The sequence below is a fragment of the Cupriavidus sp. 05T41 genome, assembly GCF_056396525.1.
Genome location: NZ_JBFTLQ010000007.1, coordinates 1 through 24,871, shown reverse-complemented (window position 1 = coordinate 24,871; position 24,871 = coordinate 1). Strand labels below are relative to the sequence as shown.

The 24,871-nt window shown below is 64.7% G+C and carries 28 protein-coding genes; 11 read left to right on the top strand and 17 right to left on the bottom strand.

All coding sequences use genetic code 11. The features are described 5' to 3' along the window. The 5 genes from AC1DKV_RS06015 to AC1DKV_RS05995 all read left to right on the top strand — a co-directional run bounded on the left by AC1DKV_RS06015 (position 1) and on the right by AC1DKV_RS05995 (position 2,288). Positions 1-972 (top strand): hypothetical protein, encoded by a 972-nt coding sequence (locus tag AC1DKV_RS06015; RefSeq protein WP_441616173.1) that lies wholly within the window; start codon positions 1-3, stop codon positions 970-972. A gap of 9 nt (positions 973-981) precedes the next feature. Further along, positions 982-1,191 carry a hypothetical protein gene (locus tag AC1DKV_RS06010; RefSeq protein WP_441616172.1) on the top strand — a complete coding sequence of 70 codons (210 nt, stop codon included), beginning with the start codon at positions 982-984 and terminating at the stop codon, positions 1,189-1,191. Between the two features lie 83 nt (positions 1,192-1,274). Further along, complete coding sequence (locus tag AC1DKV_RS06005) at positions 1,275-1,472, top strand: hypothetical protein (protein ID WP_441616170.1); 198 nt, start codon at positions 1,275-1,277, stop codon at positions 1,470-1,472. A 1-nt stretch (position 1,473) separates the two neighbouring features. Further along, complete coding sequence (locus AC1DKV_RS06000; protein ID WP_441616168.1) at positions 1,474-1,935, top strand: lysozyme; 462 nt, start codon at positions 1,474-1,476, stop codon at positions 1,933-1,935. A gap of 23 nt (positions 1,936-1,958) precedes the next feature. After that, positions 1,959-2,288: a hypothetical protein gene (locus AC1DKV_RS05995; protein ID WP_441616166.1), complete on the top strand. Its 330-nt coding sequence runs from the start codon at positions 1,959-1,961 to the stop codon at positions 2,286-2,288. 961 nt (positions 2,289-3,249) lie between these two features. Here AC1DKV_RS05995 and AC1DKV_RS05990 read toward each other — a convergent pair. Next, positions 3,250-3,654: a hypothetical protein gene (locus tag AC1DKV_RS05990; protein WP_441616164.1), complete on the bottom strand. Its 405-nt coding sequence runs from the start codon at positions 3,652-3,654 to the stop codon at positions 3,250-3,252. Between the two features lie 289 nt (positions 3,655-3,943). Next, entirely contained in the window at positions 3,944-4,495 is a 552-nt protein-coding gene (locus tag AC1DKV_RS05985) for a hypothetical protein (RefSeq protein WP_441616162.1), read from the bottom strand. Positions 4,496-4,622: 127 nt separating this feature from the next. Here AC1DKV_RS05985 and AC1DKV_RS05980 point away from each other — a divergent pair, with 127 nt between their 5' ends. After that, positions 4,623-4,793 carry a DUF2514 family protein gene (locus AC1DKV_RS05980; RefSeq protein WP_441616160.1) on the top strand — a complete coding sequence of 57 codons (171 nt, stop codon included), beginning with the start codon at positions 4,623-4,625 and terminating at the stop codon, positions 4,791-4,793. A 115-nt stretch (positions 4,794-4,908) separates the two neighbouring features. Here the strand turns inward: AC1DKV_RS05980 and AC1DKV_RS05975 are convergent, their stop codons facing one another. The 4 genes from AC1DKV_RS05975 to AC1DKV_RS05960 form a co-directional block, all read right to left on the bottom strand. Then, the gene (locus AC1DKV_RS05975; RefSeq protein WP_441616158.1) at positions 4,909-5,313 is read right to left on the bottom strand and encodes an ATP-dependent DNA ligase; all 405 of its coding nucleotides are present in this window, start codon (positions 5,311-5,313) and stop codon (positions 4,909-4,911) included. Between the two features lie 569 nt (positions 5,314-5,882). Continuing rightward, positions 5,883-6,089, bottom strand: a complete 207-nt coding sequence (locus AC1DKV_RS05970; protein WP_441616156.1) for a DUF2188 domain-containing protein — start codon at positions 6,087-6,089, stop codon at positions 5,883-5,885. A 26-nt stretch (positions 6,090-6,115) separates the two neighbouring features. Next, positions 6,116-6,304 (bottom strand): DUF2188 domain-containing protein, encoded by a 189-nt coding sequence (locus AC1DKV_RS05965; RefSeq protein WP_441616154.1) that lies wholly within the window; start codon positions 6,302-6,304, stop codon positions 6,116-6,118. A gap of 1,076 nt (positions 6,305-7,380) precedes the next feature. Next, positions 7,381-7,632 (bottom strand): hypothetical protein, encoded by a 252-nt coding sequence (locus AC1DKV_RS05960; protein WP_441616152.1) that lies wholly within the window; start codon positions 7,630-7,632, stop codon positions 7,381-7,383. Between the two features lie 348 nt (positions 7,633-7,980). Between AC1DKV_RS05960 and AC1DKV_RS05955 the strand changes: the two genes are divergently transcribed. Beyond that, a complete protein-coding gene (locus AC1DKV_RS05955; RefSeq protein ID WP_441616150.1) occupies positions 7,981-8,175 on the top strand; it encodes a hypothetical protein in 195 nt (64 codons plus the stop codon). A 45-nt stretch (positions 8,176-8,220) separates the two neighbouring features. Here the strand turns inward: AC1DKV_RS05955 and AC1DKV_RS05950 are convergent, their stop codons facing one another. From AC1DKV_RS05950 to AC1DKV_RS05930, 5 genes are all read right to left on the bottom strand, one after another. After that, a complete protein-coding gene (locus tag AC1DKV_RS05950; protein WP_441616148.1) occupies positions 8,221-8,415 on the bottom strand; it encodes a DUF2188 domain-containing protein in 195 nt (64 codons plus the stop codon). 212 nt (positions 8,416-8,627) lie between these two features. Then, complete coding sequence (locus tag AC1DKV_RS05945; RefSeq protein WP_441616146.1) at positions 8,628-9,287, bottom strand: SOS response-associated peptidase; 660 nt, start codon at positions 9,285-9,287, stop codon at positions 8,628-8,630. 34 nt (positions 9,288-9,321) lie between these two features. Next, positions 9,322-9,618 carry a hypothetical protein gene (locus AC1DKV_RS05940; RefSeq protein WP_441616144.1) on the bottom strand — a complete coding sequence of 99 codons (297 nt, stop codon included), beginning with the start codon at positions 9,616-9,618 and terminating at the stop codon, positions 9,322-9,324. 8 nt (positions 9,619-9,626) lie between these two features. After that, the gene (locus AC1DKV_RS05935) at positions 9,627-9,893 is read right to left on the bottom strand and encodes a hypothetical protein (protein ID WP_441616142.1); all 267 of its coding nucleotides are present in this window, start codon (positions 9,891-9,893) and stop codon (positions 9,627-9,629) included. Continuing rightward, a complete protein-coding gene (locus tag AC1DKV_RS05930; RefSeq protein WP_441616140.1) occupies positions 9,881-10,243 on the bottom strand; it encodes a hypothetical protein in 363 nt (120 codons plus the stop codon). The genes AC1DKV_RS05935 and AC1DKV_RS05930 overlap by 13 nt, the downstream gene beginning before the upstream one ends. A gap of 71 nt (positions 10,244-10,314) precedes the next feature. On the opposite strand from AC1DKV_RS05930, the gene AC1DKV_RS05925 reads away from it, so the two are divergent. Further along, positions 10,315-11,286, top strand: coding sequence for an IS1595-like element ISBba1 family transposase (locus AC1DKV_RS05925; protein WP_477137509.1), 972 nt, complete (start codon positions 10,315-10,317; stop codon positions 11,284-11,286). A 167-nt stretch (positions 11,287-11,453) separates the two neighbouring features. Here the strand turns inward: AC1DKV_RS05925 and AC1DKV_RS05920 are convergent, their stop codons facing one another. The 4 genes from AC1DKV_RS05920 to folD form a co-directional block, all read right to left on the bottom strand. Then, positions 11,454-12,737 (bottom strand): tyrosine-type recombinase/integrase, encoded by a 1,284-nt coding sequence (locus tag AC1DKV_RS05920; RefSeq protein ID WP_441616138.1) that lies wholly within the window; start codon positions 12,735-12,737, stop codon positions 11,454-11,456. 260 nt (positions 12,738-12,997) lie between these two features. Then, a complete protein-coding gene (hutC, locus tag AC1DKV_RS05915; protein WP_441616136.1) occupies positions 12,998-13,711 on the bottom strand; it encodes a histidine utilization repressor in 714 nt (237 codons plus the stop codon). Positions 13,712-13,978: 267 nt separating this feature from the next. Beyond that, on the bottom strand, positions 13,979-16,072 hold the full coding sequence (locus tag AC1DKV_RS05910) for a M3 family metallopeptidase (protein ID WP_441616135.1): 2,094 nt from the start codon (positions 16,070-16,072) through the stop codon (positions 13,979-13,981). A 92-nt stretch (positions 16,073-16,164) separates the two neighbouring features. After that, entirely contained in the window at positions 16,165-17,016 is an 852-nt protein-coding gene (gene folD, locus AC1DKV_RS05905) for a bifunctional methylenetetrahydrofolate dehydrogenase/methenyltetrahydrofolate cyclohydrolase FolD (RefSeq protein WP_441616133.1), read from the bottom strand. Positions 17,017-17,114: 98 nt separating this feature from the next. Here folD and AC1DKV_RS05900 point away from each other — a divergent pair, with 98 nt between their 5' ends. After that, on the top strand, positions 17,115-17,819 hold the full coding sequence (locus tag AC1DKV_RS05900; RefSeq protein WP_441616131.1) for a hypothetical protein: 705 nt from the start codon (positions 17,115-17,117) through the stop codon (positions 17,817-17,819). 148 nt (positions 17,820-17,967) lie between these two features. Here AC1DKV_RS05900 and AC1DKV_RS05895 read toward each other — a convergent pair whose 3' ends face one another. Together AC1DKV_RS05895 and AC1DKV_RS05890 are read right to left on the bottom strand one after the other, a co-directional pair. After that, positions 17,968-18,600 (bottom strand): response regulator transcription factor, encoded by a 633-nt coding sequence (locus AC1DKV_RS05895; protein ID WP_441616129.1) that lies wholly within the window; start codon positions 18,598-18,600, stop codon positions 17,968-17,970. 125 nt (positions 18,601-18,725) lie between these two features. Further along, positions 18,726-21,323, bottom strand: coding sequence for a PAS domain S-box protein (locus tag AC1DKV_RS05890; protein ID WP_441616127.1), 2,598 nt, complete (start codon positions 21,321-21,323; stop codon positions 18,726-18,728). Positions 21,324-21,720: 397 nt separating this feature from the next. Here AC1DKV_RS05890 and aceE point away from each other — a divergent pair, with 397 nt between their 5' ends. Next, the gene (gene aceE, locus AC1DKV_RS05885; RefSeq protein ID WP_441616125.1) at positions 21,721-24,408 is read left to right on the top strand and encodes a pyruvate dehydrogenase (acetyl-transferring), homodimeric type; all 2,688 of its coding nucleotides are present in this window, start codon (positions 21,721-21,723) and stop codon (positions 24,406-24,408) included. A 161-nt stretch (positions 24,409-24,569) separates the two neighbouring features. Beyond that, a partial coding sequence (locus tag AC1DKV_RS05880; RefSeq protein WP_477137508.1) for a biotin/lipoyl-containing protein occupies positions 24,570-24,871 on the top strand: 302 nt, incomplete at its 3' end.

Sequence of the window (24,871 nt, the reverse complement as noted above, 5' to 3'; positions counted from 1 at the left end):
ATGGATTACCCGAAAAGTGTCCCGGGCGTCGGGTTGGTCGACGGCAAGTTTGTCGACGAGGACGCCACGATTGGCCGGATCGGCTCGCTGATCCCGGCGAGCTGGGGCAACGCGATCACCGACGAGGTGTTGGCAGTCTGTGCGCAGGCCGGGATCGCGCCGGATGAAACGAAGCGCAACCAGCTGGTGCAGGCGATCATGGCGCTGCTGCCGCGTGGTGGGCATGGTCAGTGTCGCCTATCGGTGGTGAGTGGCACGCAGCTCAAGCTGTCGGCGTTCGATGGCAATGGCCTGATCATTGCCGGGGCGCCGCAACAGATCCCGGCGGCCGGGGTATCGATTGACAACACCGGGCTGGCGGCAAGCACCAACTACTACGTGTATGCGTACATGACGGCGGGTGGTGTGATGGCGCTGGAACCGTCGACGACGGTGCGCGCCACGGATACGAATGGTGTGCAGATCAAGAATGGGGATCCCTCGCGGACGCTCGTCGGCCTGATCCGCACCACGGCGGCCAAGAACTTTGTTGACTCGGCGCTGCAGATGTTTTGCCTGAATTGGTTCAACCGGCGGCTTAAGCGAGGCATTGCGACGCTGCTGACCGATGTCGCTTTCACGAACACCGCGCTGGCCGAGGTGACGAGCGCGCTGCGCGTCGAGTTCCTGGTCTGGAATGAGCTGCTCAGTGGCAGCGATGGCGGGACGTTTCAGGCGATGGGGCGCCTGTCAAATAACACGTCGGGCGGGCTCACCACGGCGGCCACGTATATCGATGGTGCGCTGGCCGGGGCGGCCTCCGAGATCAGCATTTCGGGGACCACATTCCTGCGTCAGCAGTTCATCAGCGGCTCTCTGGTGAACGGGATGGCGGAGGGGAATCACACTTCGACGCTGTACGGCTCCACCTCGTCGACATCGCAAGCCACCCTGCTCGGTGGTGCCAACAACACCGTGATGATTCACGGCTAAGGAGGGGTCATGCCTGAAAACCAAAGCAACGAAAAGAAGCCGATCGGCCCGACCTTTTTTGATGAGCTGAAAGCCTATGGCGGGCTGATTGGCGAGCATTTTTCGTGGACGCCGCTCGGCAACATCGAGTTCTTCGACGACACGCCCGAGGCGGTAAAGGTGGGGGTGCAGGCCGTGTACGCGGCGCATGACCCAACCGCGCTGCTGCCTGAGGTGTAAGCCTCGGCGGTTCGCTCCACCTTCACAAAAAAAGCATTGTTCAGCCCGCCGCGTGCGGGCTTTTTCTTTTCCGGGGAACAGAAGTGATTCAAGCCGAAATGGCATCAGAGGTGGTGAAGGTCGCTCCGGCGGCGCCGGTGACGGTGATGTCGTTCATGGGGTATGGGGTGGCCGATTGGGCGAGCGCGGCCACGCTGCTTTACGTACTGGGGTTGATCGCGCATTCGCTGTGGGCCAGGGCCATTCGGCCGTGGTGGCGCGCACGCACGCGGAGGGGCTGAGATGGGCATCCAGCAGAGGATTGCGGCGGCGCTCGCCGGCGGCGCGGTGGCCATCGCGACGGTGGTGGTGGGCTTCTATGAGGGCCGCAGCAACGTGGCTTATCTGGATCCCGTCGGGATCCCGACCATCTGCAGCGGCATCACGGCCGGCGTGAAGCTCGGCCAGCGCAAGAGCGACGCCGAGTGTGAGGCGCTAATGCGCGGCGAGCTGGGCAAGGCGCTGGCCGTGGTCGACGGGGCGGTGACAGTGCCCCTGCCGCCCACACGGCGCGCGGCGCTGGCCTCGTTCGTCTACAACGTCGGGCCGGCCGCGTTTCGTAGCAGCACGCTGCTGCGCAAGCTCAATGCCGGCGACGTGGCCGGGGCCTGCGCTGAGCTGTCGCGCTGGGTCATGGCCAAGGGGCGCGTGCTGCCGGGGCTGGTGACCCGGCGTCAAACGGAGAAAGAGCTATGCCTGATGTGAGACGGGCCATTGCTGCCGGCGTCGTGCTGGTGGCGGTCTTCGGCGCCGGCTGGGTTGTCAACGGCTGGCGCAAGGATGCGCAGCTCGCCGAGCTGACAGCCGCCCGCGCGCAGGCCGACCTGGGCAGCGCCAACCTGGCGCTGCAGGACCTGCGCGAGGCCGGCGCACTCATCCATCAAAAGGCCGGCGAGTTTGCCGGCATCCAATCCATCCTGGGCGCCAAGCTGGACGCCATCCGCAAGGACTTCAAGAATGCATCGCCTTTGCCTGCTGGCTGTCGCCCTGATGATTTCCGCGTGCGCAAGCTCGCCGAAGCCGTTGCCGCGACCCAACAAGCCGCCGCCGCTCGATAGTGCGCTCGCTGCACCCTGCGTCGTACCGGACGCGCCGGCGGCGGCCGCCTATGACGCTTGGCAGGAATGGGTTATGGGGGACTTGCTGGGGGCGTTGGGGGAATGTGCGGTGCGGCACCGGAAAACGGTGGAAGCGTGGCCTGACTAATGCACTGAACGAAACGACCAGCCGAAAAGGCGGGGCGAGTCGATGTTGGTGGCGATTGCCTAGTCATTGAGAAGTCCTATCAGACGCTCCATTCTGGCTTCCGCTTGTGCAAACGCCTCAGCTTCCTCCGTGGTCGATCTTCCCGCTCGAAAGACCGTCTGAACAATGCCAGCGAGTGTGTGGTGCTTCACCAGGACGAACCTCTGATGCTTCCCGGAGGACAGGAGCTGCGTATAGGCTGTCAGATCGTGATACCCCACGCGTTTCTGGCTCTCCATTGCGCCCCCGTTTCAACGAGGAAAAATCGTAGCATGGGGCCAGTGTTCAGTGCGGCCTTGGACTGCCGCCAATGCGAGCGGAAAGGTATTGCCTATAGGCGTATTCAACGTCAGCATCCGCATCGTTACGGGCATCAAGCGGGTTGTCTCGGCACTTTGCGCAGGTGTGCCGTGTATCGGCTTCATCACCTCCGGATAGGGTCAAGAATCCCCGGTATCGCCCCGAAGGCAACTCCTCTACGGACGTGACTATAAATAGGTTGCCGCGCTGGAACGTTGTCATGATTTGCCTTCTAGCCCGGGCGAAAATAAGTCTAGCAGTGGCGTACTGAATCACAAGCGAAGGCCGGCGCCGGGGAGGGGCACGATGCAGGACGACCGTTCCGCTGGCCTTGCCGTGCAAAGTGAAGGCGCTAGCAGGTCCCCGGCTGCGTACCTCCACGAAGGGGCGGACGGCGCTGGTGGCGAGGCAGCAGCGCTCGGCGTACGAGATCAGGCTGGAGGCGGCGGTGGCGGCCTGCCGGTAGTCTCGATGCTATGGCTGTCGATACTCTCCTGTTTCAGCAACGCCGGACGTCGTTCGCGCTCGGCGATCCACGTTCCACGGTGCTCGAAGCCCGGGCTTGACGAGTTCACCGACCTTTGAGAGCACGCGGGCCAGGGATTCCCGGAGCGCCGCCAACGTGGCGTGTTCGCTGGAGATTTCTGATACCCGACCACCATTGGCAAGGATCATTATGGCGTTGTCATCGGCTGAGGTCAGTGGATCCAGCAATGCCAACACCGGAGCTTCGGGGAAAAGAACCGGCACGAGGTCTTCGACAATCTTGCGTGACTCGAAGGGGCCGAAGCGATAGACGGCTATCCCGTCAATCTCTGCGAAGTACCAACCATCCGCCGCGTCGGAATAGAGGACCACACTCTGATTCTGGGCTTGCATACGCCCTCCAAACAGGCTGTTTGCGACGGGTCCCTCAGCAGTTCGGTAGTGGATGCGGTGCGGCCGGCCTTCGCTTGGAAGGCACATCCTTCGAACTGGGGGACCACGTCTGCCGCAACTATAAGGCGGCGCCTACAGTCTGTCGGTACAGTACCGTGCCGGTCCGACCGCTTTACATTGGATCCGGTCCGGGTTCCGCTTGCCGCAGGCGTAGCCGCTGCCCGCGCGCTTCCCTACGATGCCCTCCAGCTTGAGCGCGAGGGCGTTGTCATAGAGCCACTTCCAATCCTCACCGCTGAATAGGTACAGCAGGCTTTCCGGCGGATCGGTCAACAGCTTTTTGAGCGCTGCCCTGCACTCCTCTTGTCCGCTCAATGGTCCTGCGTTCCTTCACCACACCCTCGGCAATCGTGAGCAATTCGTAGCGCTCAAGCAGGAACCCTTCTTCCAGATGCCAATTCCTGCGCCTCGTGGTCATGGGAATCGTGAGGTCGCCAGAGAACCAGGTAGCCTTCAAAGGTGCCGCTGCATCAGGAATGACGGTGCCGATCGGCACCTCCCTGGGGTCGTGACAGGGCGAAGTGTTGAGCTTAACCAGATACAAGGCATCGTCCCGGATCTCCCAGGTTCCCTGATAGCCGCGCCAGCTAGCGGTGCATAGGCTGGTACCCACCTGACTGCGTAGGCCGCTCGCGACCTCCGGTCGATCGAGCAGTGGAGCGAGTGGCTCGGCGAGCAGCGCGGTCGGCTCGCCGTCGATAATCACGACCTCCGCCATCTGCAGGGTGGCCCAGGCCATACCGGACATGGCCATCAGCGCTACAGCGAGGATTCGCTTCATCCGCATTCCGTTGTTGGTCATTGTGATGGCGCAACCATAGCACGGTGCTAGGCGGCCATCGGGTTCCGTGCGGGACCTCTACTCGGCAGCCTTCGCCCGTAGCTCGCGTGGCGCCGGATCGGCATCCATGAGCTCGGGCGGGTCGCATGAAGCTGCGCTAGGTGGCCCTATCGGAACGCTTGCCGACGTGCTCAGCCGGGCTGACCAGCGCGCGGGAATCCTGGCTGGGTACGCTGACGTCGCCGGCATTGCCGGCCAAGCCTGCGAGCGGGCCTACGACTCGCTGACGACGCATTAATCCCTGCCTATGAGGGAAGGCGCGCTGAGGCGCCCTTGATACACTGTAAGCGCGCGCTGGAGGTGGCTGGGGTGAAGGCCCGGACGGAACAGTCATTGACCGCCGCCGGGGGCGCCTAAGGGCGCCCTTTGTCGCCGAGAAGTCGGTGCAGCGCGATCTTACGCTTCTCGATCGGCTGCGCGCGGAAGTCCCGGTCGCCGGCCACGAGCAGATCGAAGACGCAGTAGGCCACCAGGTCGGCGCCCACGTGCCAGCGGCGGCGTGCCGCGCGCCGGTGCAGGCGGTCGAAGTCGCTGATGCCAAGGTCGTTCAGGACGCACACCTCACCGTCCACGACGTTGCCGGGTGGCAACTTGCACAGCGCCTCGGCGATCTCCGGAAACCAGCGTGTCGCGTCCGAGCCACCGCGCGTCTGCAGCGTCGGCGTGCCGGTGGTGGCCAGAAGACGGTAGCCTTCGTACTTGATCTCCCAGTGCCATTCGCCAGTGCTCGGTACCGCCTGCCGGTCGGTGAGCAGCATCGGTGATAGGTCTGCTAGGGTAGGGGCAGGCTGGCGCGACTGCATGGTGGTCTCCCGGTGGGCGCATGCCTTCGTTGTAGGCCTGCGGCGCGGCGGGCGCCATACGACGACGGCCCACAGGCTACGGCCAAGGTGACAGGCCCATTGTCGTGATAGAGCCTCCCCCGGTCACCAGTTTCTGCAGTGCCACCTTGCGTTTCGCGATAAATAGAAAGTGCCGCGACCGAGGGGAGGAAAGTCGCGGCACTGCGTGTGATCGGGGGATGATGCCCCCTCGCCACACGCGTGCCTCAAGCATAGGAGAGGTCCCGTAGGGTTGGTAGTAGCCTTTGAGTTGAAGGGACTCTATACCCGCATTGAAGGGACTTTCAACCCCGGCGGCAGGGTCGGGAAATCGGCGCAGGCTCCTGATCAGCTTTGAAAAGAAAAGCGCCCTGTCGATGCCGGTGGATCGACGGGGATGGGCGGGTTAAAGGAACTGGCCCTTGGGGATTTCAGCATACGAGCGGTACCAGCACTGCGGATGTCTGTCTCCGCACTTAATCCTGGTGGCCTAGCGACGGGGGTGATCAGTTGCCAAGATCACTACGAGAGCGAATTTGGCCTTCACTGTCGTGCACCAGCAACTCGACCTTTTCGCGCTCGGCAAGTGCGCTCCCAGCCTTGATCGCATCTTCCAGGGTCTCATAGTGGAATCGTGCCCGCACGGCACCCTCCTGCCTAACGTCCCAACCTTTGCCATGAGGGATGACGTGGAAATTTCCCCTATGTGTCACGACGACCTCCCAGGATGGGACTCCGGCTATGCCGCCAACGGCAGTGACGAACTCTGTTCCTCGAGCACTAAGTCGACCCCCTTCCTGACTGCTATGGCGTTTCCGAAGCTCATCGCTTCGTCTCGACTTTCAAATTCGAGGATGGCGGTGACTGCGCCACATACCTTTAGCACCCAACCGGCACGGTTGGCACAGACTACAAAGTCCTTATGCATCTCAGTTTCTCCTGAAGAGACTTCTTAATCCTAGGCCAGGGCGGCCGAACGCGCCGTCGGGAATCGTCCTACCGCGCAGGCGCGTCCCCGGCATAGTCCGGCCAGGTCTCCGCGGGATAGTGGAGCGCAGGCGGCCCGACGCCATCCAGAAGGTACTGAAGAATGCGAAGCCTTTGCCTGAGGATTGCCGCCCTGATGATTCCGGGTGCGAAAGCTCGCCGACACCTTCGACGCAGCCAAGCAAGCTGCCTGCGCTTGATAGTGCGCTGGCTGCGTTTTGTGTGGTGCCTCACGCGCCGGCCACGGCCGATTATGACGCGTGGCAGGACGGGGTTATGCGGGACTTGGTGGGCGCCGGGAGCATGGGCTGCCAGGCATCGTAAGTCCACGGACGCGGCTGACAGACCTGGGGGAACGAGGTGAGGGCTCAGCGTCGATGAAGTGGTTGGTGATTCACTCGAACAAAAAAACCGCCGCTGCTTGAATCGGGAAGAGCGGGAATGGCAGCGGCGGGGCCGTCCATCAAAGTAATGCAGATAGGAGGGTAGTGGAGCGTACGAAGCGTTGCTATTGGCCGTTTGGTTGAATGCCTCCGCTCCGTGTCTGCGCGCGCCTTAAGGCCGGGGCATCATGCCGTCGGCTGATCTTCGCATTGTCGGAGATGGGTGCGAGTGAGTCCGTCGGCGGGGGTGAGGGTCAGGATCAATTGTGTCAACAGGCCGGCCCCTCCGGGCCTGTCCATAGGGTGGAGCTGGAGACGAACACGGTTGCCGTCTGCATCGGTGTACGCGTACTGCTCCGCCCCTGCATCGGGCAGCCGACCACCGCTCAATCCCTGCGCCTGCGCGGCGAGGACGGCAGATCGGGCGCAGTGCTGCTGACAGGCTTGGTCTACCACCCCGCATAGCCGCTGGAAGACGGCCTTGGCAGGCGGTTGGGGGGCTGCAAGAACTTCGATCATAGTGATTCCGGGCGCCAGCGGCGCGCTGGGGGAAATAAGCCTGTAGCGTAAATGGCCCTGAAGACGCGTACTTTCAACTCTCGCAAGCATATTCCTGCTGGATGGAGATCGCCTCCTAGGCGCTCCCACTCATCCGCCCTTGACATTGCTCGCGCGCCCAAATCGCGCGGGCGACCCGCTCAAGGCGATCGGCTTCCCGCTTGGCCGCCATTACCTGGTGTTCTAGCTCACGTTCTGCGAGGCTGCCCGCCTTCGCGTCGAGCAGCCGGTAAAACAGCTCTGTCCAATGGCTCTCGGCCACCTCCCAGGCGGAAAATTCGTCCGGCACGACGCGAGGCGCGTCAATCAGGAACCAGTCAACGGTCATGGATGGTGCCCTCAAGGGAGTCGGGAAAGCACTGTGGCAGAAGTATTGGATTGCGTCCATCAGGCAAATGGGTTAGTCGGCACACCGCTGCCCGTCATGACGAGGAGCTGCGTAGTCCCACTACATGACAATACGAAAAAATGCCCGCGCCCACCGGTCAAGCCGAGGGGTTTCCCTTAATAAGCAGGAAAGAGCTTGAAGATCCGGAATGGAGTGTGTTGAATGCATTGGCGCCTGGCGGTCAACGATCTCATAAGTTGCAACCTAGGCGGCAGAGCGGGAGACCGGTCTCGATCAATGGTTGCAATCTACGTTCCCCGCTGCCGTTCAAAAATATAAGAGGCAAGCATGCTGAGCCCCCATGAAGTAGCGACACTCATGCTAGTCCAAGGCGCCCTGGATCACACTGGACTGGATCGCGCGGATTTGGAAGCGCTCCGCGAGCACCAGCTTATCTACCTGGGGGAAATCGCTTCAGGGCGCCGACCCTGCATCACGCCCAAGGGCGGCGCTGTCCTTGAAGCCATCACACGGACACGCTGACCACTGCCCGCGCGCTTGCCCCCCAGCTTGAGCGCGAGGGCTTTGTCATAGAGCCGATTCAGGACTAATCCTCCTCGCGTGGATCTTCAGGACGGCCCGCTTGTCTATTGCCATCTGCAAGCCGGCGGAGATCGCCTCTCCGCGAGAGGCGTATTTGATGCGGACCCCATCGTTATCACTGGACTCTACCGCCCAATGTGACTCTTCGGTTAGCACTACGCTGACAGTCGCGATTGACATTTGGTCACCTCATGCCCTTGGTCATGCGTTCGTTCTAGTTGTGCTATGCGGACTCCGATGTCGGGCACCGGCCTACCTTCGCGGATTGCGTTAGCAAATGGATGCTCGGGGGCGCTTTCGCGAAAGGGGGAGGATGCTGAGAGCCGCCTGGATACGGGGAGGTGACGAAAACGCGCGCTGCACATGCGCGCCGTGGTGACACTTGGGGCGCTCTACGCGATGGTTTTCGCCCGCGGTTCGCGCGGCGCCGGCTCGGCTGCCATCAACTCCGGCGGGTAGGGGCGCATGAATCTGCGCGCGCGTTCGGGATCCCGACAGGTCAGCCAGTCATCCCACTCCGCCCGCGGCACGATCACGATCATTCGTTTTTCCTTGCCCGGGGCGTGGAAGCGGTTCATCAGTGGGTGCTTTTCCGAATTGATGGTCAGCATGGTGAAGCTGAACAGCTGGCTGCCGCCTTCTTCGACCCAGTCGCGCCACAGGCCGGCGATCGCAAACTCGGGCTCGCCTTTCAGCCAGATGCGCCAGCGCACGGACTTGGGCCCTGACTCGTAGTTCGGCTCGAAGAAGCTGGTGGCCGGCACCAGGCAGACCTGTCCTTTCTTCCACGGCCCCGAGAACGAGCGCTTCTCGCCGACCGTCTCCGATCGCGCATTGGTTGTGTCGAACTTGGCCACGCCCGATGGTATCCGCGACTTTGGCACCATGCCGAACGTGCCCATCAGCGCCTGGCGCGCGCCGTCGCTGTTGCCCACGATGATCGGCGCGGCATAGTCCGGCCAGGTCTCCGCGGGATAGTCGAGCGCAAGCGGCTCGACGCCATACACGTCACGCAGCAGCTGGCGCTGCACCGGGGCGTAGTTGTTGCACATGGGTGGGCTCCCGTGGGCTTGGGCTCCTAGTATCTCACTCGGCGCCGTCGACTGGCTCGGCCCGGTAGGCAGCCCAGAAGCAGTGCGAGTGCTTGCCGCGGCGCGCGATCATGCGCCTGAAGAAGATGCGCACGAGGCCCGCCTGTCCGCCGAGGATTACCGTCTCGCCCTCGGTGGGACCGTCATAGCTGGGTGGTGGCAGCTGCTTGCCAGCATCGGAGATGTAGTTGCCCGGAACCCGGGCGAGGATGCCATTTTCCGACGGCCCGGCAGGCTCGGCACTGTCGGGCTCGTGGATCTGGCAGCCAGCGGAGAGTTTGCTGTTACCCATGACGAGCCTCAGGTGCGTGGAAAGTACGCGCGCAGCGGCGGCTTCACTGCCGGCCGGCCCACCTTGATCCGGTGTTGCTGGCCGTCCTGCTCGAACGACAGGTAGTCGGCCGTCCACCACATCTTCTCAATGTGGCGCGTTTCGATGCCGTGCACGGTCACCGCGCTGGCCGTTACGGTGACGCCTTCGCAGTCGAGGCGCAACTCGGCCGTATCGCCGGGCAGGAAGTGGGTTTCCAGGAAGATCGATGCCGCGTCGTAGGTCACAGGGAACATGCCATCTCCTGCGGGGTGGCATAGTGGCGCTCGCCGCGGGTGCGCAGGCGGATCGAGCGGGGGCCGGTGAACTGGATGCTGTTGGCGAGCTGGAAGCTCAGTGAAGCGCCCTGGTAGTTGACCGCCAGGCGGTCAAGGCTCCAGGGCAGCGTCACGATCGCCGCGGTATCGACTCCCGTCAGGGTGATCGTCGCGCTCGCGGCCTGGGCAGCGGCCTCAACCTCAGGATTCCAGGTGTCAGCGGTGAGCAGCGGATCCTCGATGGCCAGGTGGAGGCAGCGAACGGCCAAACGCGCCGCTCCGTGGGAGTGGCTGTATAGGTAGACGGTACCGGGATCGCAGGTGAACATGGGCGCACTCCGAAAACACTGTATGGATATAAGGGGTATCCACTTAGCTCCAGTCGTGCCAGAATCACTGGATGGATATACAGATGTTACCTCCAGAGGCAGGCAAGGACTACCCGCGCAATTGGAACGAGTTTCTGGACCGTTTCGCGACTGAGGAATCCTGCCTGTCGTACTTGGAGGGGCTGCGGTGGCCGCAGGGATTTGTTTGTCCTGACTGTGGTGCTGCAGAGGAACCCTATCGATCGAGCCGCACCCGCCTGATGTGCCGGAGTTGCGGTTATCAAAGCACGGTGACCGCAGGCACGATCTTCGATAAAACCCGCACGTCGCTGCGTGTGTGGCTGGCCGGAGCCTGGTACCTAACCAATCAAAAGCAAGGTGTCAGCGCCCTCGGATTGCAACGCGTGCTGGGCCTGGGTAGCTACCAGACCGCCTGGACTATGCTGCACCGGTTTCGCCGGGCGATGGTGCGGCCTGATCGCGAGCGCTTGAGGGGGTGCGTTGAGGTTGACGAAACCTACCTGGCCATCACGGATCGTGAGGCGCCGATTTTGTCGGTAAGCCGCAAGAACCGCACCAGTAAAGTGCTGGTGATGCTCGCGGTGGAGGTGCTCCAGCCCAAGGGATTCGGTCGGATTCGCTTGCAGCGGGTCCACAACGACGCAGAAGAATGTGTCGTGCCGTTTGTGCAGGCGTCGATTGAACCTGGCACCCAAGTCCGAACCGATGGATCGGCGGCCTACCGCTCCTTGAGCAAGTTGGGCTATGACCACCAGCGCCATGTCATGCTCGGCTCCGAAGTGCCGGCCCATCTCTCGATGGCCGGCGTGCACCGGGTTGCCTCATTGGTCAAGCGGTGGATCTTGGGCACGCACCACGGCTCGGTCCAGCCGGAACACCTTGATGCTTACCTGGATGAATTCGTGTTCCGTTTCAATCGGCGCACTTCGGGCTCGCGCGGCTTGCTGTTCTATCGATTGCTCCAACAGGCCGTCGCCACCGGGCCTGTGACTTACAAGGAAGTAGTGCGCAACGGGCAGTAGGTGTAGCATACTGGCACTGTATATCCATCCAGTTGTCTTGGCGTTGCTGGAGCTAAGTGGATACCCCTTATGGATATACAGTGTAAAAGTCGTCCGAAGCCAAGCGCGGATAGTTGAGTTAACTGTATGGATATACAGTATGGTGCGGCCGGCCCGCAGCGCCCGAATCAGGCCGCGCGCGTTCGTGCCGAGGGCAGTTGCACGACGTCTGCCACTGTCCCTTCCGCGCATGCCGCGATGAATTCCGACCACCTCTCCAGCGCTGCGCGTCGCTCCGGGATCTCCTCGCGAACGTCGTAGATGGCCTCCATCCCCTTCAGCGCGTGGTTGAGCGCCAGCTCGGTGATCTCCTTCGCGATCCCCATGTTCATCATGTGGCCCTTGGCCGTGCTGCGGGTGTCGTGGGGCGTGAACCGGCGGATCTTCAGCCCCCCGCGCTCGAACGCGCGGTCGATGGCCGCCCATAGCGTGCTATTGCCGATGTGCGTGTCGCCATGCCGCGCGACACGGTCGGCCCGGCGTGCCGGCAGCAGCCACTGCGAGCCACCGGAGAGGGCGATCAGCTCTTCAAACCATTCGGTGACGATGGGTGTCAGCGGGACGAGGAAGCCGCGGCGCGTCTTGACCGTTTCATCCCGCACGAACCAGGCGCGGCGGTCCAGGTCGACATCGTCCTTCAGCGTCTTCACCAGTTCGTTCGTGCGCACGCAGGTGGCCAGCAGGATTCGCAGCGACAGCCCATTCTCCCGCCCGATGGTCTCGTCGATCCCCGGCAGGATAGACGTCAGCTCCTCCGCCGTGAGCATTAGCCGCTTGCGCACCGGGGGCCGCGGACCCATCAAGGCGGTCAGCTTGACGCCAGCACACGGGTTCGCGACGATGATGCGGCGCCCGCAAGCGTGGTCGAATACCTGCGACAGTGTGGTCAAGATCCGCTTGCTGACGGTCCAAGATCGGTTGGCACCCTCAATGGCCGCGACGATGTCGGTCGGGGTTACTTTCCGCACCTCCATGCTGCCCAGTTTTGGCAGCACCACGTTGTCGAGATCCCAGTTCCGGTAGTAGACGGTGCCCTCCGCAAGTGGGTGCCCAACATCCTGGGAGAGGCGCTTTTCTCGGAAGTCCTGCACGAGGGTGCGGACCGACCAGGCGGCGGCGGTCTTGGCCTTTTCCTGGCGTTTCTCGGCTGCTGGGTCCATCCCGTTGTCGATGGCAACGCGGTGCGCGCGAGCAGCTTTGCGCGCCGCCGCGAGCGATAGGTCTGGGTAGTTGCCGAGGGTGAGTTCCTTGCGCCGGCCGCCGGGAATGCGGTACCGCAGAACCCAGGCGGCAGTCCCTGCGCCAGATAGGGTGAACGTCAGCCCGTCGCCATCCGCCTTGGCAACGGGTTCGCCGGCCGCGACCCAGCGGCGGAGTTGGATATCGTCAAGGGCGTAGGTGATACGGGGCATGGGATCCTCGTTGGGTAGCCAGCGCATTATAGCGATTCTAGCTACCCAACCAGCTACCCAAAAAAGACGCGCCAATACGATGCGCAGTGAGACTGTGTGCGCCTAAAACCCTTGATGAGCCCTAGTTTTCGGCGGAAAGCTGAGCCACTGAGAATCGTCCGGAGTCGCTAATGAAGATTGCAGGTTGCGATTCTCATGAAAGCTGGGTATCCCTTTGGTGGAGGTTCGTAGGCGGCCAGGGCAAATGCGCGTGGCCATCTTCAGGGCTTGAACGAACCCTCTATGGTATAGCGCGAGCCCGGATGCACCAGGCGCGCCAGCGTGATCGGCGAGCCCTGGCTCTCGGTGCGGCGTACCACGACCAGGCAGGGCTCGCCGGGCTTGATGCCGAGCAGTTGCGCTTCTTCCGCGGTGGGCAGTTGCGCTTCGATGGAATACTGCGCCTCCCACAGCGGCGCCACCGTCAGCAGGTAGTTGGTCGGCGTGGTCCTGGTGAAGTCCACGCCGAGATAGTCCGGCGCACGGGCAGGGTTGACGTAGCGGTCTTCGCACAGCAGCGGCACGCCGTTCTCGCTGTGGACGATGAGCGTGTGGAAGACCTTGCTGCCGGCCGGCAGGCCCATGCGCGGGGCAAGGGTGTCGCTTACCGTTTCGGCCCGCGCCAGGTGCACCTCGGAGCGATGCTTGTGGCCACGCTCGGTGATTTCGTCATGGAGATCGCGGATCGTCAGCGTGGAGGACGCGCGATAGGGCTGGGTGGCAAAGGTGCCGACGCCCTGCACGCGCTCGACCAGTCCCTCGGCCTGCAGCTCGCGCACGGCGCGGTTGGCGGTCATGCGGCTGACGCTGAACTGGGTCACCAGCTCGGACTCCGACGGCATCAGGGTGCCTGGCGGCCAGCGTCCGGCGCTGAGGCCCTCCTTGAGGTAGTTCTTGATGTGCGCGTAGGCGGCGGCAGGCGGCAGGTAGCTCATGGCCCGCATCTTACTTGACTGGGCCTGTCTAGCCAATTCGGAGTGGTCTGGGCCGTCACCTTGCGGCTTTTTGATTGCGGGTGCCGGACATGCCTCTCCATGCGAGGACAAGGTCCCTGCCGGCAAAGCCGCGCGCGGGCGACGCCGGGCAAGGAGAAACGGCGGACAAGGAGAAACGGCGGGACGGCGCGCACCGAGCCGCCCGTCCGCTCCCCCGTGTTCCTGGCCGGCTGCGCTATGCGCGGGCCCGGGCCAGTGCCGCGGGGCTCACGCCAGTGCCATGCCGCCATGGCGCAGCAGCGCATCGATCTGCGGCGCGCGGCCGCGGAACGCGGTGAAGGACTCCATCGCCGGGCGGCTGCCGCCCACCGACAGGATCTCGCGGCGGTAGCGCTCGCCGGTTTCGGCGTCCAGCACGGAGCCCGACAGCTTGGCGGCATCCTCGAAGGCCGCGTACACATCGGCCGACAGCACTTCCGCCCACTTGTAGCTGTAGTAGCCGGCCGCGTAGCCGCCCGCGAAAATATGGCTGAAGGTGTTCGGCCAGCGCGACAGCGGATGCTGCGGCACCACGTGGGCGCGGTCGTTGATCTCGCGCGACAGCGCCAGCACGGACTTCTCGCCGGCGGGGTCGAAGTCGGTATGCAGATGCATGTCGAACGAGGAGAACACGATCTGGCGCAGCGTCATCATGCCGTTTTGGAAATTCTTGGCGGCCAGCATGCGCTCGAACAGCGCGCGCGGCAGCGGCTCGCCGCTGTCGGCATGCGCGGTCATGCCGGCCAGCACTTCGTATTCCCAGCAGAAGTTCTCCATGAACTGCGACGGCAGCTCCACCGCATCCCATTCCACGCCGTTGATGCCCGACACGCCCAGTTCGCCCACCTGGGTAAGCATGTGGTGCAGGCCGTGGCCGAACTCGTGGAACAGCGTGATGACTTCGTCGTGCGTGAACAGCGCGGGCTTGCCGCCCACCGGCGCGGAGAAATTGCAGGTCAGGTAGGCCACCGGCGTCTGCACGCGGCCGTCAGCGAGCAGCTTGCGCCCGCGCGCGTCGTCCATCCAGGCGCCGCCGCGCTTGCCTTCGCGGGCATAGAGGTCGATATAGAACTGCGCCAGCAGGTTGCCACCGGGCGATACCACGCGGAAAAAGCGCACGTCCTGGTGCCAGGTCTGGGCCTGGTCGGCTTCGATGCTGACCGAGAACAGCTTTTCCACCACGCCGAACAGCCCCTTGAGCACCTGGGGCTCCGGGAAGTATTGCTTGACCTCCTGCTCGGAGAACGCGTAGCGCTGTTCGCGCAGCTTTTCCGAAGCGTAGGCCACGTCCCACGGCGCCAGTTCGGCCAGGCCCAGCTCGCTGGCGGCAAAGGCCTTGAGTTCGGCCCAGTCCTGCTCGGCGAACGGGCGGGCACGGGCAGCCAGCTCGTCCAGGAAGCGCAGCACCTCCGCCGGCGATTCCGCCATCTTGGGCACCAGCGAAACTTCGCCGTAGGAGCCATAGCCGAGCAGGAGGGCCTCCTCGCGGCGCAGCGCCAGCTGCTCGCGCATATTGGCGGTGTTGTCCCATTCGGACTTGCCCTGGCCGTATTGTCCGGCCAGCTCCGACGCGCGCGTGACGCTGGCTTCGTACATGGTCTGGCGCAGCGTACGGTCGTCGGCGTACTGCAGCACCGGGAAATAGGAAGGGAAGTGCAGGGTGAACTTCCAGCCCGCCTTGCCGTCCTTCTCGGCCGCGCCGCGCGCGGCTTCCAGCGCGTCCGCGGGCAGGCCGCCCAGCCGGCTTTCGTCCTCGATCACCAGCGCATAGCCGTTGGTCGCGTCGAGCACGTGATCCGAGAAGGCCTTGGACAGCTGGGCCTGCTGTTCCTGGATGGCGGCGAAGCGCGGTTTCTTGTCTTCGGGCAGTTCGGCGCCTCCCAGGCGGAAGCCGCGCAGTTCATTCTCCATGAGCTGGCGGCGCGCCGCGCTCATGGTGGCGAATTCGGGGCTGGCGGCGAGGGCCTTGTATTTCTCGTACAGCGCCAGGCTCTGCCCCAGCGAGGACCAGAACTCGGTCATGCGCGGCAGGTTATCGGCGTGCGCCTGGCGCAACGCGGGCGTGTCCGCGACCGCGCTCAGGTGCCCGACCACGCCCCACGCGCGGCCGAGCGGCTCGGTGGCGGTCTCGAGCGCTTCCACGGCATTGGCCCAGGTGGCTTCGGTGGCGGGCGCCTCGGCACGCTCGACGGCGGCCTGCGCGGTGGCCAGCAGCACGTCCAGCGCCGGCCCGATATGCTCGGGGCGGATATCGGAGAAACGGGGCAGGTCGGTGAAATCCAGCAGCGGATTGGCGGCGTTAGCGTTGGCGGCTTGGTCCATGACGTCTCTCTTGGCAGAGCCCATAAAGGCAATACCCCGCACATTGGGGCGGGGTGGCAGGTTTTCCAGTGCCGCGATGGCGGCGGGCGGCCTCAGCCGGCGGCTCGCTCTGCGGCTTCCAGCGTGTTGATGAGCAGCATGGTGATGGTCATCGGGCCCACGCCGCCGGGCACCGGCGTGATATAGCCGGCCACTTCCTTGACGCCGGCGAAGTCCACGTCGCCGCACAGCTTGCCATTGTCGTCGCGGTTCATGCCCACGTCGATCACGGCCGCGCCGGGCTTGACCATGTCGGCGGTGATGATGTTCCGGCGTCCCACCGCGGCCACGATCACGTCGGCGTCGCGGGTATGGGCGGCCAGGTCGCGCGTCTTGCTGTTGCAGATGGTGACCGTGGCGCCGGCCTGGAGCAGCAGCATCGCCATCGGCTTGCCGACGATATTGGAGGCGCCCACCACCACGGCGCGGGCACCGCGCAACGGGAACTGCACCGATTCCAGCATCTTCATGCAGCCGTACGGCGTGCAGGGGCGGAACAGGGGGGCGCCCGTCATCAGGGCGCCGGCATTGGCTACGTGGAAGCCATCCACGTCCTTCTCCGGGGCAATCGCTTCGAGCACTTTGTGGCTGTCGATATGCTTGGGCAGGGGCAGTTGCACCAGGATGCCGTGGATGTTCGGGTCGCGATTGAGGGCGTCGATGCGCGCCAGCAGGTCGGCTTCGCTCAGGTCGGCCGGATAGCGGTCCAGCGAGGAGTGGAAGCCGTTGTCGTCGCAGGCCTTCACCTTGTTGCGCACGTAGACCTGGCTGGCCTGGTCATCGCCGACCAGGACCACGGCCAGGCCCGGCCGGTGGCCGCGCTCGGTAAGGCGGGCGGCGCGCTGGGCGGCTTCCGCGCGGAGTTGCTTGGCAAGGGCGTTGCCGTCGATGAGTTGGGCTGGCATGGGATCGGAGGGGAAGGTGGGAAGAAGGGATAAAGCGGAATTATAAAGGTTGACGCAACCGGGGGCGATGCCGCCAGGGGCACTGGTAGCATCCCTGCATGCACGCACTGACCTATTTCCTCGCGCCCGGCGGGCAGGGCGCGCAAGCCTTGCTGGCGGCGCTCAGCCTTGCCGGGCTGGCCTGGGCGCTATGGCGCCGGCCCTGGCAACTGCTCCGGCGCGACGAACTGCAGCACGGCTGGCTGGGTGCGCTGCTGTTCGTGACGCTGCTGTGGACGGCCAGGGTGGCGCTGCCGGGCGCGCTGGCATTCCAGCTGTCTGGCGCCACGCTGATGGTGACGCTGTTCGGGCTGCCGCTGGCGCTGCTGTCGCTGTTGGTGGCGGATCTGGTATCGCTGCTGGGCCTCGGCTACCTGGCAGGGGAGACCTGGAGCGGCATCGACTGGCCATCCTTGTGGCCCCGCTATGCGTGGATGGGTTTGCTGCCGGCGCTGATTTCAGCGGCGCTGCAGGGCGCCATGCGCCAGCTGCTGCCACGCCACCCCTTTGTCTTCATTCTCGGTCATGGCTACTTCGCGGCCGGGCTGGCCGCGCTGGGCGCCGGGGCGGCGCAGGCCGCATGGCGCAGCCTCAGCATGGGCGACGGCGTGCTGACGCTGTCGGACACGCTGACGGCGGTGCTGATCCTGGCGTTTGGCGAGGCCTTCCTGACCGGCATGCTGGTCGCGGTGTTCGTGGTCTACAAGCCGCAATGGGTCGTGACCTTTCGCGACGAGGAGTATCTCCGGGACCCGGAGGCGTGAGCGGGAGGGGTATCAGGGCCACAGTGCGCCTCCCCGCGCGGGGAAGGCAAGGTGGCCAGATGGCCATATGGCCATATGGCCATCTGGCCATATGGCCATGTAGCGGGCCCCCGGGCGGGACCGCGCTACGGGCGCATGCCGCTTGCGCTCAGCTGTTCTTCGACAGGGCCAGGCGCAGCAGGTCGGCCACGGTGTTGACGTTGAGCTTTTCCATGATGTTGGCGCGGTGCGCCTCCACGGTCTTGATGGAAATGCCCAGGTCGTCGGCGATCTGCTTGTTCAGGCGGCCTGCGACGATGCGCTCGAGCACCTGTTGCTCGCGCGTGGTGAGCTTGCCCAGCAGGTCCTTGGCGGCGCGCTGCTCGCGCGCGGCGGAATGGTCGGTGCGCGCCTTCTGCAGCATGCGTTCGACCAGCGAGCGCAGTTCGGACTCGTCGAACGGCTTCTCGATGAAATCGATCGCGCCCTTCTTCATCGTAGAGACCGCCATCGGCACGTCGCCGTGGCCGGTGATGAAGACGATCGGGATATTGATGTTCTCCGCGATCATGCGCTCCTGCAGCTCGGGCCCGCTCATGCCCGGCATCCGCACGTCCAGGATCAGGCACGAAACCTGGCCGGCGTCGTAGGCGGAGAGAAACTGCTCGGCGCTGGTAAAGCTGCGAACCTGGTAGCCATTGCCCTCCAGCAGCCAGGTCAGCGAGTCGCGCATGGCTTCATCGTCGTCGACGATAAAGACGGTCTCGCCGCGGTGGGAGGTAGGGTTTGGCGTCACGTTCATGAAGTCTCCTGGGACAACAAAGTCATTTGTCGCCAAGTGTAACCGCCCCGGCCGGCTAGCGACAGGGGCCCGCGGGGGTTACCCCCCGGCGAGGGCCGCCTGGCTCGGGTCGTGTCGCGCGCAGCCTACTGGTCGATCAGCGCCGGTTGCAGCGGCAGCATGATCTTGAAGGTGCAGCCGATGCCGTCGACATTGTTCTCCACCCATAGCCTTCCCTGGTGGGATTCGATGATGGAGCGGCAGATATTCAGGCCCATGCCCATGCCGTCGGACTTGGTGCTGAAGAATGGTTCAAACAGGCGTTCCTTGGTGGCCTCGTCCACGCCGGGGCCCTGGTCGATCACGTCGATGCGCATATTGTTGCCGAACTCGCCGGGTTCCACGCGCGCATGCAGGCGCACCACGCCGGTCGAGCGCATGGCGGGCAGGCCGGCCATGGCCTCGACGGCGTTCTTGAGTAGGTTGACCAGCACCTGCTCGATCAGCACCGGATCGACGAACAGCAACATCGGCGGCGCCGGCAGGCGCGTGAGGATGGTCACGCGGCGCCGGGTGGCTTCCAGGTCGGCCAGGCCCACCGCATCGGCCACGATATCGTGCAGGGCCGCCTCGCGCCGCTGGGGCTGGCTGCGTTTCACGAAGCCGCGGATGCGGCTGATGATGGTACCGGCGCGCACTGCCTGCGCAGAGGTCTTCTCCAGGATCGGGATGAGGTCCTCGGGCGTGCTGCGGCCCGAGCGCAGCCTGGCCACGGCGCCCATGCAGTAGTTGTTGATGGCCGCCAGCGGCTGGTTGAGCTCGTGCGCCAGCGACGACGCCATCTCGCCCATGGTGGTCAGGCGGCTGGTGAACTGGATCCGCTCTTCGTGCTGGCGCGCCATTTCCTCGGCGGCCTTGCGCACGGTGATGTCGGTGGCGATCTGCATCTGCGCCAGGTGGCCGTCCACCCACTGGATATAGCGGCGGCGCACCTCGAACCACTTCTGCATGTCGGGCACGAAGACCTCGCGCGCGTCCGACGAGTAGGGCATCAGCTCGGACGCGGGCAGCCCGGCATAGGCGTCGATGAAGTCAGTGGCGTCGCTCGACACCTGTTCCTTGTCGACCTCGCCGCCGGCCAGCTTGAGATGGCCTTCGGCTTCCCAGCCGAACAGCTGGCGGTAATAGCGGTTGGCGAACAGCAGCTCGGGCTTGTCCGTGGCCAGCACCGACACGGCCGCATCCAGGCTTTCCAGCACCGTGGTGAAACGGTCGTGCGCGGCGGCGAGTTCCTCGCGGGCGCGCTTGGGCTCGGTGATATCCGTCATCGAGCTCATCCAGCCGGTATGGCGGCCGCGGCCGTCCACCAGCGGCGAGACATACATGCGCGCATAGAAGCTGCTGCCGTCGCGGCGCATGACACGCATCTCGTAGCCGCCCGCCGGCGACTTGCCTTGCAGTGTCAGGTCGATCTGCTTCTGCATCTCCGGCTGGTCGTTGGGCGGCCAGTAGGGGAAGGGCGGCACGCGGCCGACCAGGTCGGCATCCTGCCAGCCGGTCATGCGGCAGAAGGCGGGGTTGACGTAGGTGATGCGGCCGTTCAGGTCGAGCGCGCGCAGCCCGATCAGCATGGAGTTTTCCATCGCCCGCCGGAACGAAGTCTCGGCCAGCAGGGCACGCTGCGCCTCGGAGCGGCGGCTGGTGTGCCGCCACATGCTCCACAGGCTCCACAGCAGGAAGCACGACAGTCCCACCACCAGCCACAGCAGCATGTTGTTGGGCAGGTTGGAGGCGGGCGGGTAGGCGTCGGCGCGCAGCGACAGCGAATGCCCGGGCGGGTCGAGCAGCACCTCGTAGGACAGCGCATTGCCCGGCACCGGCCGCAGCGAGGTGCTGGCGCGGATCTGGTTGTTCTTGTCGATCAGCGAAAAACGGTAGCGCTCGGTCAACTCCGGCGGCAGCAGGTGGGTCAGGATGCCGTTGATCGAGTAGAGCGCGCCCAGCGTGCCGAGGAACTCGTTGTCCCGCACGATCGGCACTTCCATCAACATGAAGCTGTCGCCGCGGTCGTTGACCAGCGGGCGCGAGTACACCACGCGCTGGGTTTCGCGGGCGGCGTCGAAGGTGTCGAGCACCTCGGGTTCGAGCGGCTGGTCCTGGGTCTCGCGCAGCCGGTTGGCGAACTCCGAGGTGGAGGGCAGCGACCAGCGTCCGCGGTGGGTGGCGTCGAGCCAGTTGACGAAGACGATCTCGGGGTTCTCGCGCAGGATTTCCTGGGCGGCGGTGCGATAGGCGCCCTGGTCGAGCTGCGCGGCGGCAATGTCGCGCGCCAGCGACGCCAGCTGGTCCTGGTTGCTCAGCAAGGACAGGCGCACGCGCTGCTGGGCCCAGGCGGCATCGCGATAGAGCGCGTCGCGCTGTTGCTGGCGCTCGGTTTCATGCAGCGACCACAGGATCACGCCCATCGCCACGGTGAACAGCACGATGGCCACCAGCGGAATGAACATGAACCAGCTGGTTGCCACCAGGTTGCGCCAGCGCAGCCACCAGAGGCCGCGCGGCGGCCCGTTGACGGCAGGCGACTCGTCCGTGTGGCCCAGCGAATCGAGCTGTGCAAGGGGCGTGAGCGGGGCCGGCGGGGCGGCCGGCGCCGGGTCGCCGCCACCTGGCTTGGCGGTGCCGGAAGCGGAGGGCGGCACGACGGCGGCGCGCAGGTGGGACAGAAAATCTTTGAGGGAAGGCATGGCGGGATTGACGACTGACCGGCCAGTGTAGCGGGATTGCTACCCCGCGTCGCTTGGGGTAAGCGCCAATGCGGCAGTGCGTCATCGGTGCCGAAGGGGAGCCGCGCCGGAAGCGTTCAGCGGCAAGGGCCGGCGCCGATTTGTGATGCGGCGCCGCAATATTCCGCATTATGAGAAACAATATCGCAATTTGAAAATTTGGCTTGTCTTGCCCAATCTGCTTCCATAAAATCGGACCGACCCAAAAGTGCGGACGGAGGGGCTGTGTCTGCCGCTGGCGAAAGCGCCAGGCGGTGTGTTTGCAGCCCGGGCACCGTACCGTAGTCATACCGTCAGGACGGCGTTTCCGCGACAACCATGCGGGAGCGCCGCGGCACGCATTTACCAGGAGACAGTCATGTCAGCTGTACCAGAGCAGATCCTCGGCGCCAGCAGCGCCAACGACGCCGACCCCCAGGAAACCCATGAGTGGCTCGACGCCCTGCAAGGCGTGATTGCCGCCGAAGGCACCGACCGCGCTGCCTTCCTGATCGACAAGCAGATCGAATACGCACGCGTGAACGGCGTTACCCAGCCGTTCCACGCCGAAACGCAGTACATCAACACCATCCCGGTAGAGCAGCAGGCCCGCATTCCCGGCGACCAGGACGTCGAGCACCGCATCCGCTCGTACACCCGCTGGAACGCCATGGCGATGGTGCTGCGCGCCAACAAGCACACCAATGTCGGCGGCCACATCTCGTCGTTTGCCTCGGCGGCCACGCTGTATGACGTCGGCTACAACCATTTCTGGCGCGCGCCGTCGGAGCAGAGCGGCGGTGACCTGGTCTTCGTGCAGGGCCACTCGGCCCCGGGCGTGTATTCGCGCGCCTTCCTGCTCGGCCGCCTGACCACCGACCAGCTCGATAATTTCCGCCAGGAAGTCGACGGCAAGGGCATCTCGTCCTACCCGCACCCGTGGCTGATGCCGGATTTCTGGCAGTTCCCGACCGTGTCGATGGGTCTGGGCCCGATCATGGCCATCTACCAGGCCCGATTCATGAAGTACCTGGACAGCCGCGGCCTGGCCAAGGCCGGCGACCGCAAGGTCTGGGCCTTCCTGGGCGACGGCGAGACCGACGAGCCGGAATCGCTCGGCGCGATCGGCATGGCCGGGCGCGAGAAGCTCGACAACCTGGTCTTCGTCATCAACTGCAACCTGCAGCGCCTGGACGGCCCGGTGCGCGGCAACGGCAAGATCATCCAGGAACTGGAATCCGAGTTCCGCGGCTCGGGCTGGAACGTCATCAAGGTGGTGTGGGGCAGCCGCTGGGATTCGCTGCTGGCGCGCGATACCAAGGGCCTGCTGATGAAGCGCATGATGGAATGCGTGGACGGCGAGTACCAGACCTTCAAGGCCAAGGACGGCGCCTACGTGCGCGAGTTCTTCTTCAACACGCCGGAACTCAAGGCGATGGTGGCCGACTGGTCCGACGACGACATCTGGCGCCTGAACCGCGGCGGCCATGACCCGCACAAGATCTACGCCGCCTACAAGGCAGCCAGCGAACACAAGGGCCAGCCGACGCTGATCCTGGCCAAGACCATCAAGGGCTATGGCATGGGCGATGCCGGCCAGGCCATGAACGTGGCTCACCAGCAGAAGAAGATGCCGGTGGAGTCGATCCGCGCGTTCCGCGACCAGTTCAACATTCCGGTCGCCGACGACAAGATCGAGGACGTGCCCTACCTCACCTTCGAAGAAGGCTCGAAGGAACTGGAATACATGCGCGCCCGCCGCATGGATCTCGGCGGCTACCTGCCGGCCCGCCGCCTCAAGGCCGAGCCCTTGCAGATTCCCGAGCTGTCGGCTTTCGATGCCCTGCTCAAGGCCACCAGCGAGGGCCGCGAGGTGTCCACCACCATGGCCTTCGTGCGGATCCTGAACACGCTGCTCAAGGACAAGCAGATCGGCAAGCACGTGGTGCCCATCGTGCCCGACGAGTCGCGCACCTTCGGCATGGAAGGGCTGTTCCGCCAGGTCGGCATCTGGAACCAGGAAGGCCAGAAGTACGTGCCGCAGGATCATGACCAGCTGATGTTCTACAAGGAATCGCAGACTGGCCAGGTGCTGCAGGAAGGCATCAACGAAGCCGGCGCCATGTGCGACTGGATCGCGGCCGCCACGTCGTACTCGACGCACGGCGTGCAGATGATCCCGTTCTACATCTACTACTCGATGTTCGGCATCCAGCGCATCGGCGACCTGTGCTGGGCGGCGGCGGACATGCGCTCGCGCGGCTTCCTGCTGGGCGGCACCTCGGGCCGCACCACGCTCAACGGCGAAGGCCTGCAGCACGAAGACGGCCATTCGCACGTGTTCCACGCCGTCATCCCGAACTGCATCTCGTACGACCCGACCTTCCAGTACGAACTGGCGGTGGTCATGCAGGACGGCATGCGCCGCATGTACGTCGAGCAGGAAGACGTGTACTACTACCTGACGGTGATGAACGAGAACTACGAGCACCCGGAAATGCCGGCCGGCTCGGAGAAGGACATCGTCAAGGGCATGTACCAGTTCCGCAAGGGCGTGGAAAACAGCAACGCGCCGCGCGTGCAGTTGCTGGGCTCGGGCACGATCTTCCGCGAAGTCATCGCCGCGGCCGATCTGCTCAAGAAGGACTGGGGCGTGGAATCGGACCTGTGGAGCTGCCCGAGCTTCACCGAGCTGGCCCGCGAAGGCCACGACGTCGAGCGCTTCAACCTGCTGCACCCGACCGAGACGCCGCGCGAGTCGTTCGTCGCGCAGAAGCTCAAGGGCGTGCGCGGCCCGGTGATCGCCTCCACCGACTACATCCGCGCGTTCGCCGAACAGATCCGTCCGTTCGTGCAGCGCCGCTATGTGGTGCTGGGCACCGACGGCTTCGGCCGCTCGGACACCCGCGAAAAGCTGCGCCACTTCTTCGAGGTCGACCGTCACTGGGTGACGCTGGCGGCACTGAAGGCGCTGGCCGACGAAGGTGCGATCGGCCGCGACAAGGTGGCCGAAGCCATCAAGAAGTACAACCTCGACCCCAGCAAGCCGAACCCGATGTCGGTCTAAGCCGGCTGACCGCACGAACCCCCGCAGGAAGGCAACCGCGCCGCCGGCGCCCGGACCCCGATCCGGCGCCTTGCGGCGTGGCGGCGTGACAGATTCGGGCGGTGAGGGTAACCTCGCCGCTTGTGCTTGTCGTGCCCGTTGTCCTGCCCAGGAGACACTGAATGAGTCAAGCGATTGAAATCAAGGTGCCGGATATCGGCGATTACGACGCCGTTCCCGTCATCGAAGTGCACGTGAAACCGGGCGACACCATCAAGGCGGAAGACGCCCTGGTGACGCTGGAATCGGACAAGGCCACGATGGACGTGCCGTCGCCGCAGGGCGGCACCGTCAAGGAAGTCAAGATCAAGGTCGGCGACAACGTTGCCGAAGGCACCGTGCTGGTCATGCTGGAACCGGCCGGCCAGGCCGCCGCCACGCCGGCAGCAGCCGCACCGGCCCCGGCGGCCGCCGCGCCCGCTCC

Excerpts from the sequence above, each read along its gene's own strand:
- AC1DKV_RS06015 (WP_441616173.1), top strand. The coding sequence starts at position 1 with ATGGATTACCCGAAAAGTGTCCCGGGCGTCGGGTTGGTCGACGGCAAG.
- AC1DKV_RS06010 (WP_441616172.1), top strand. The coding sequence starts at position 982 with ATGCCTGAAAACCAAAGCAACGAAAAGAAGCCGATCGGCCCGACCTTT.
- AC1DKV_RS06000 (WP_441616168.1), top strand. The coding sequence starts at position 1,474 with ATGGGCATCCAGCAGAGGATTGCGGCGGCGCTCGCCGGCGGCGCGGTG.
- AC1DKV_RS05990 (WP_441616164.1), bottom strand. The coding sequence starts at position 3,654 with ATGCAAGCCCAGAATCAGAGTGTGGTCCTCTATTCCGACGCGGCGGAT.
- AC1DKV_RS05985 (WP_441616162.1), bottom strand. The coding sequence starts at position 4,495 with ATGAAGCGAATCCTCGCTGTAGCGCTGATGGCCATGTCCGGTATGGCC.
- AC1DKV_RS05980 (WP_441616160.1), top strand. The coding sequence starts at position 4,623 with ATGAGCTCGGGCGGGTCGCATGAAGCTGCGCTAGGTGGCCCTATCGGA.
- AC1DKV_RS05975 (WP_441616158.1), bottom strand. The coding sequence starts at position 5,313 with ATGCTGCTCACCGACCGGCAGGCGGTACCGAGCACTGGCGAATGGCAC.
- AC1DKV_RS05965 (WP_441616154.1), bottom strand. The coding sequence starts at position 6,304 with ATGCATAAGGACTTTGTAGTCTGTGCCAACCGTGCCGGTTGGGTGCTA.
- AC1DKV_RS05960 (WP_441616152.1), bottom strand. The coding sequence starts at position 7,632 with ATGACCGTTGACTGGTTCCTGATTGACGCGCCTCGCGTCGTGCCGGAC.
- AC1DKV_RS05955 (WP_441616150.1), top strand. The coding sequence starts at position 7,981 with ATGCTGAGCCCCCATGAAGTAGCGACACTCATGCTAGTCCAAGGCGCC.
- AC1DKV_RS05950 (WP_441616148.1), bottom strand. The coding sequence starts at position 8,415 with ATGTCAATCGCGACTGTCAGCGTAGTGCTAACCGAAGAGTCACATTGG.
- AC1DKV_RS05945 (WP_441616146.1), bottom strand. The coding sequence starts at position 9,287 with ATGTGCAACAACTACGCCCCGGTGCAGCGCCAGCTGCTGCGTGACGTG.
- AC1DKV_RS05940 (WP_441616144.1), bottom strand. The coding sequence starts at position 9,618 with ATGGGTAACAGCAAACTCTCCGCTGGCTGCCAGATCCACGAGCCCGAC.
- AC1DKV_RS05935 (WP_441616142.1), bottom strand. The coding sequence starts at position 9,893 with ATGTTCCCTGTGACCTACGACGCGGCATCGATCTTCCTGGAAACCCAC.
- AC1DKV_RS05930 (WP_441616140.1), bottom strand. The coding sequence starts at position 10,243 with ATGTTCACCTGCGATCCCGGTACCGTCTACCTATACAGCCACTCCCAC.
- AC1DKV_RS05925 (WP_477137509.1), top strand. The coding sequence starts at position 10,315 with ATGGATATACAGATGTTACCTCCAGAGGCAGGCAAGGACTACCCGCGC.
- AC1DKV_RS05920 (WP_441616138.1), bottom strand. The coding sequence starts at position 12,737 with ATGCCCCGTATCACCTACGCCCTTGACGATATCCAACTCCGCCGCTGG.
- hutC (WP_441616136.1), bottom strand. The coding sequence starts at position 13,711 with ATGAGCTACCTGCCGCCTGCCGCCGCCTACGCGCACATCAAGAACTAC.
- AC1DKV_RS05910 (WP_441616135.1), bottom strand. The coding sequence starts at position 16,072 with ATGGACCAAGCCGCCAACGCTAACGCCGCCAATCCGCTGCTGGATTTC.
- folD (WP_441616133.1), bottom strand. The coding sequence starts at position 17,016 with ATGCCAGCCCAACTCATCGACGGCAACGCCCTTGCCAAGCAACTCCGC.
- AC1DKV_RS05900 (WP_441616131.1), top strand. The coding sequence starts at position 17,115 with ATGCACGCACTGACCTATTTCCTCGCGCCCGGCGGGCAGGGCGCGCAA.
- AC1DKV_RS05895 (WP_441616129.1), bottom strand. The coding sequence starts at position 18,600 with ATGAACGTGACGCCAAACCCTACCTCCCACCGCGGCGAGACCGTCTTT.
- AC1DKV_RS05890 (WP_441616127.1), bottom strand. The coding sequence starts at position 21,323 with ATGCCTTCCCTCAAAGATTTTCTGTCCCACCTGCGCGCCGCCGTCGTG.
- aceE (WP_441616125.1), top strand. The coding sequence starts at position 21,721 with ATGTCAGCTGTACCAGAGCAGATCCTCGGCGCCAGCAGCGCCAACGAC.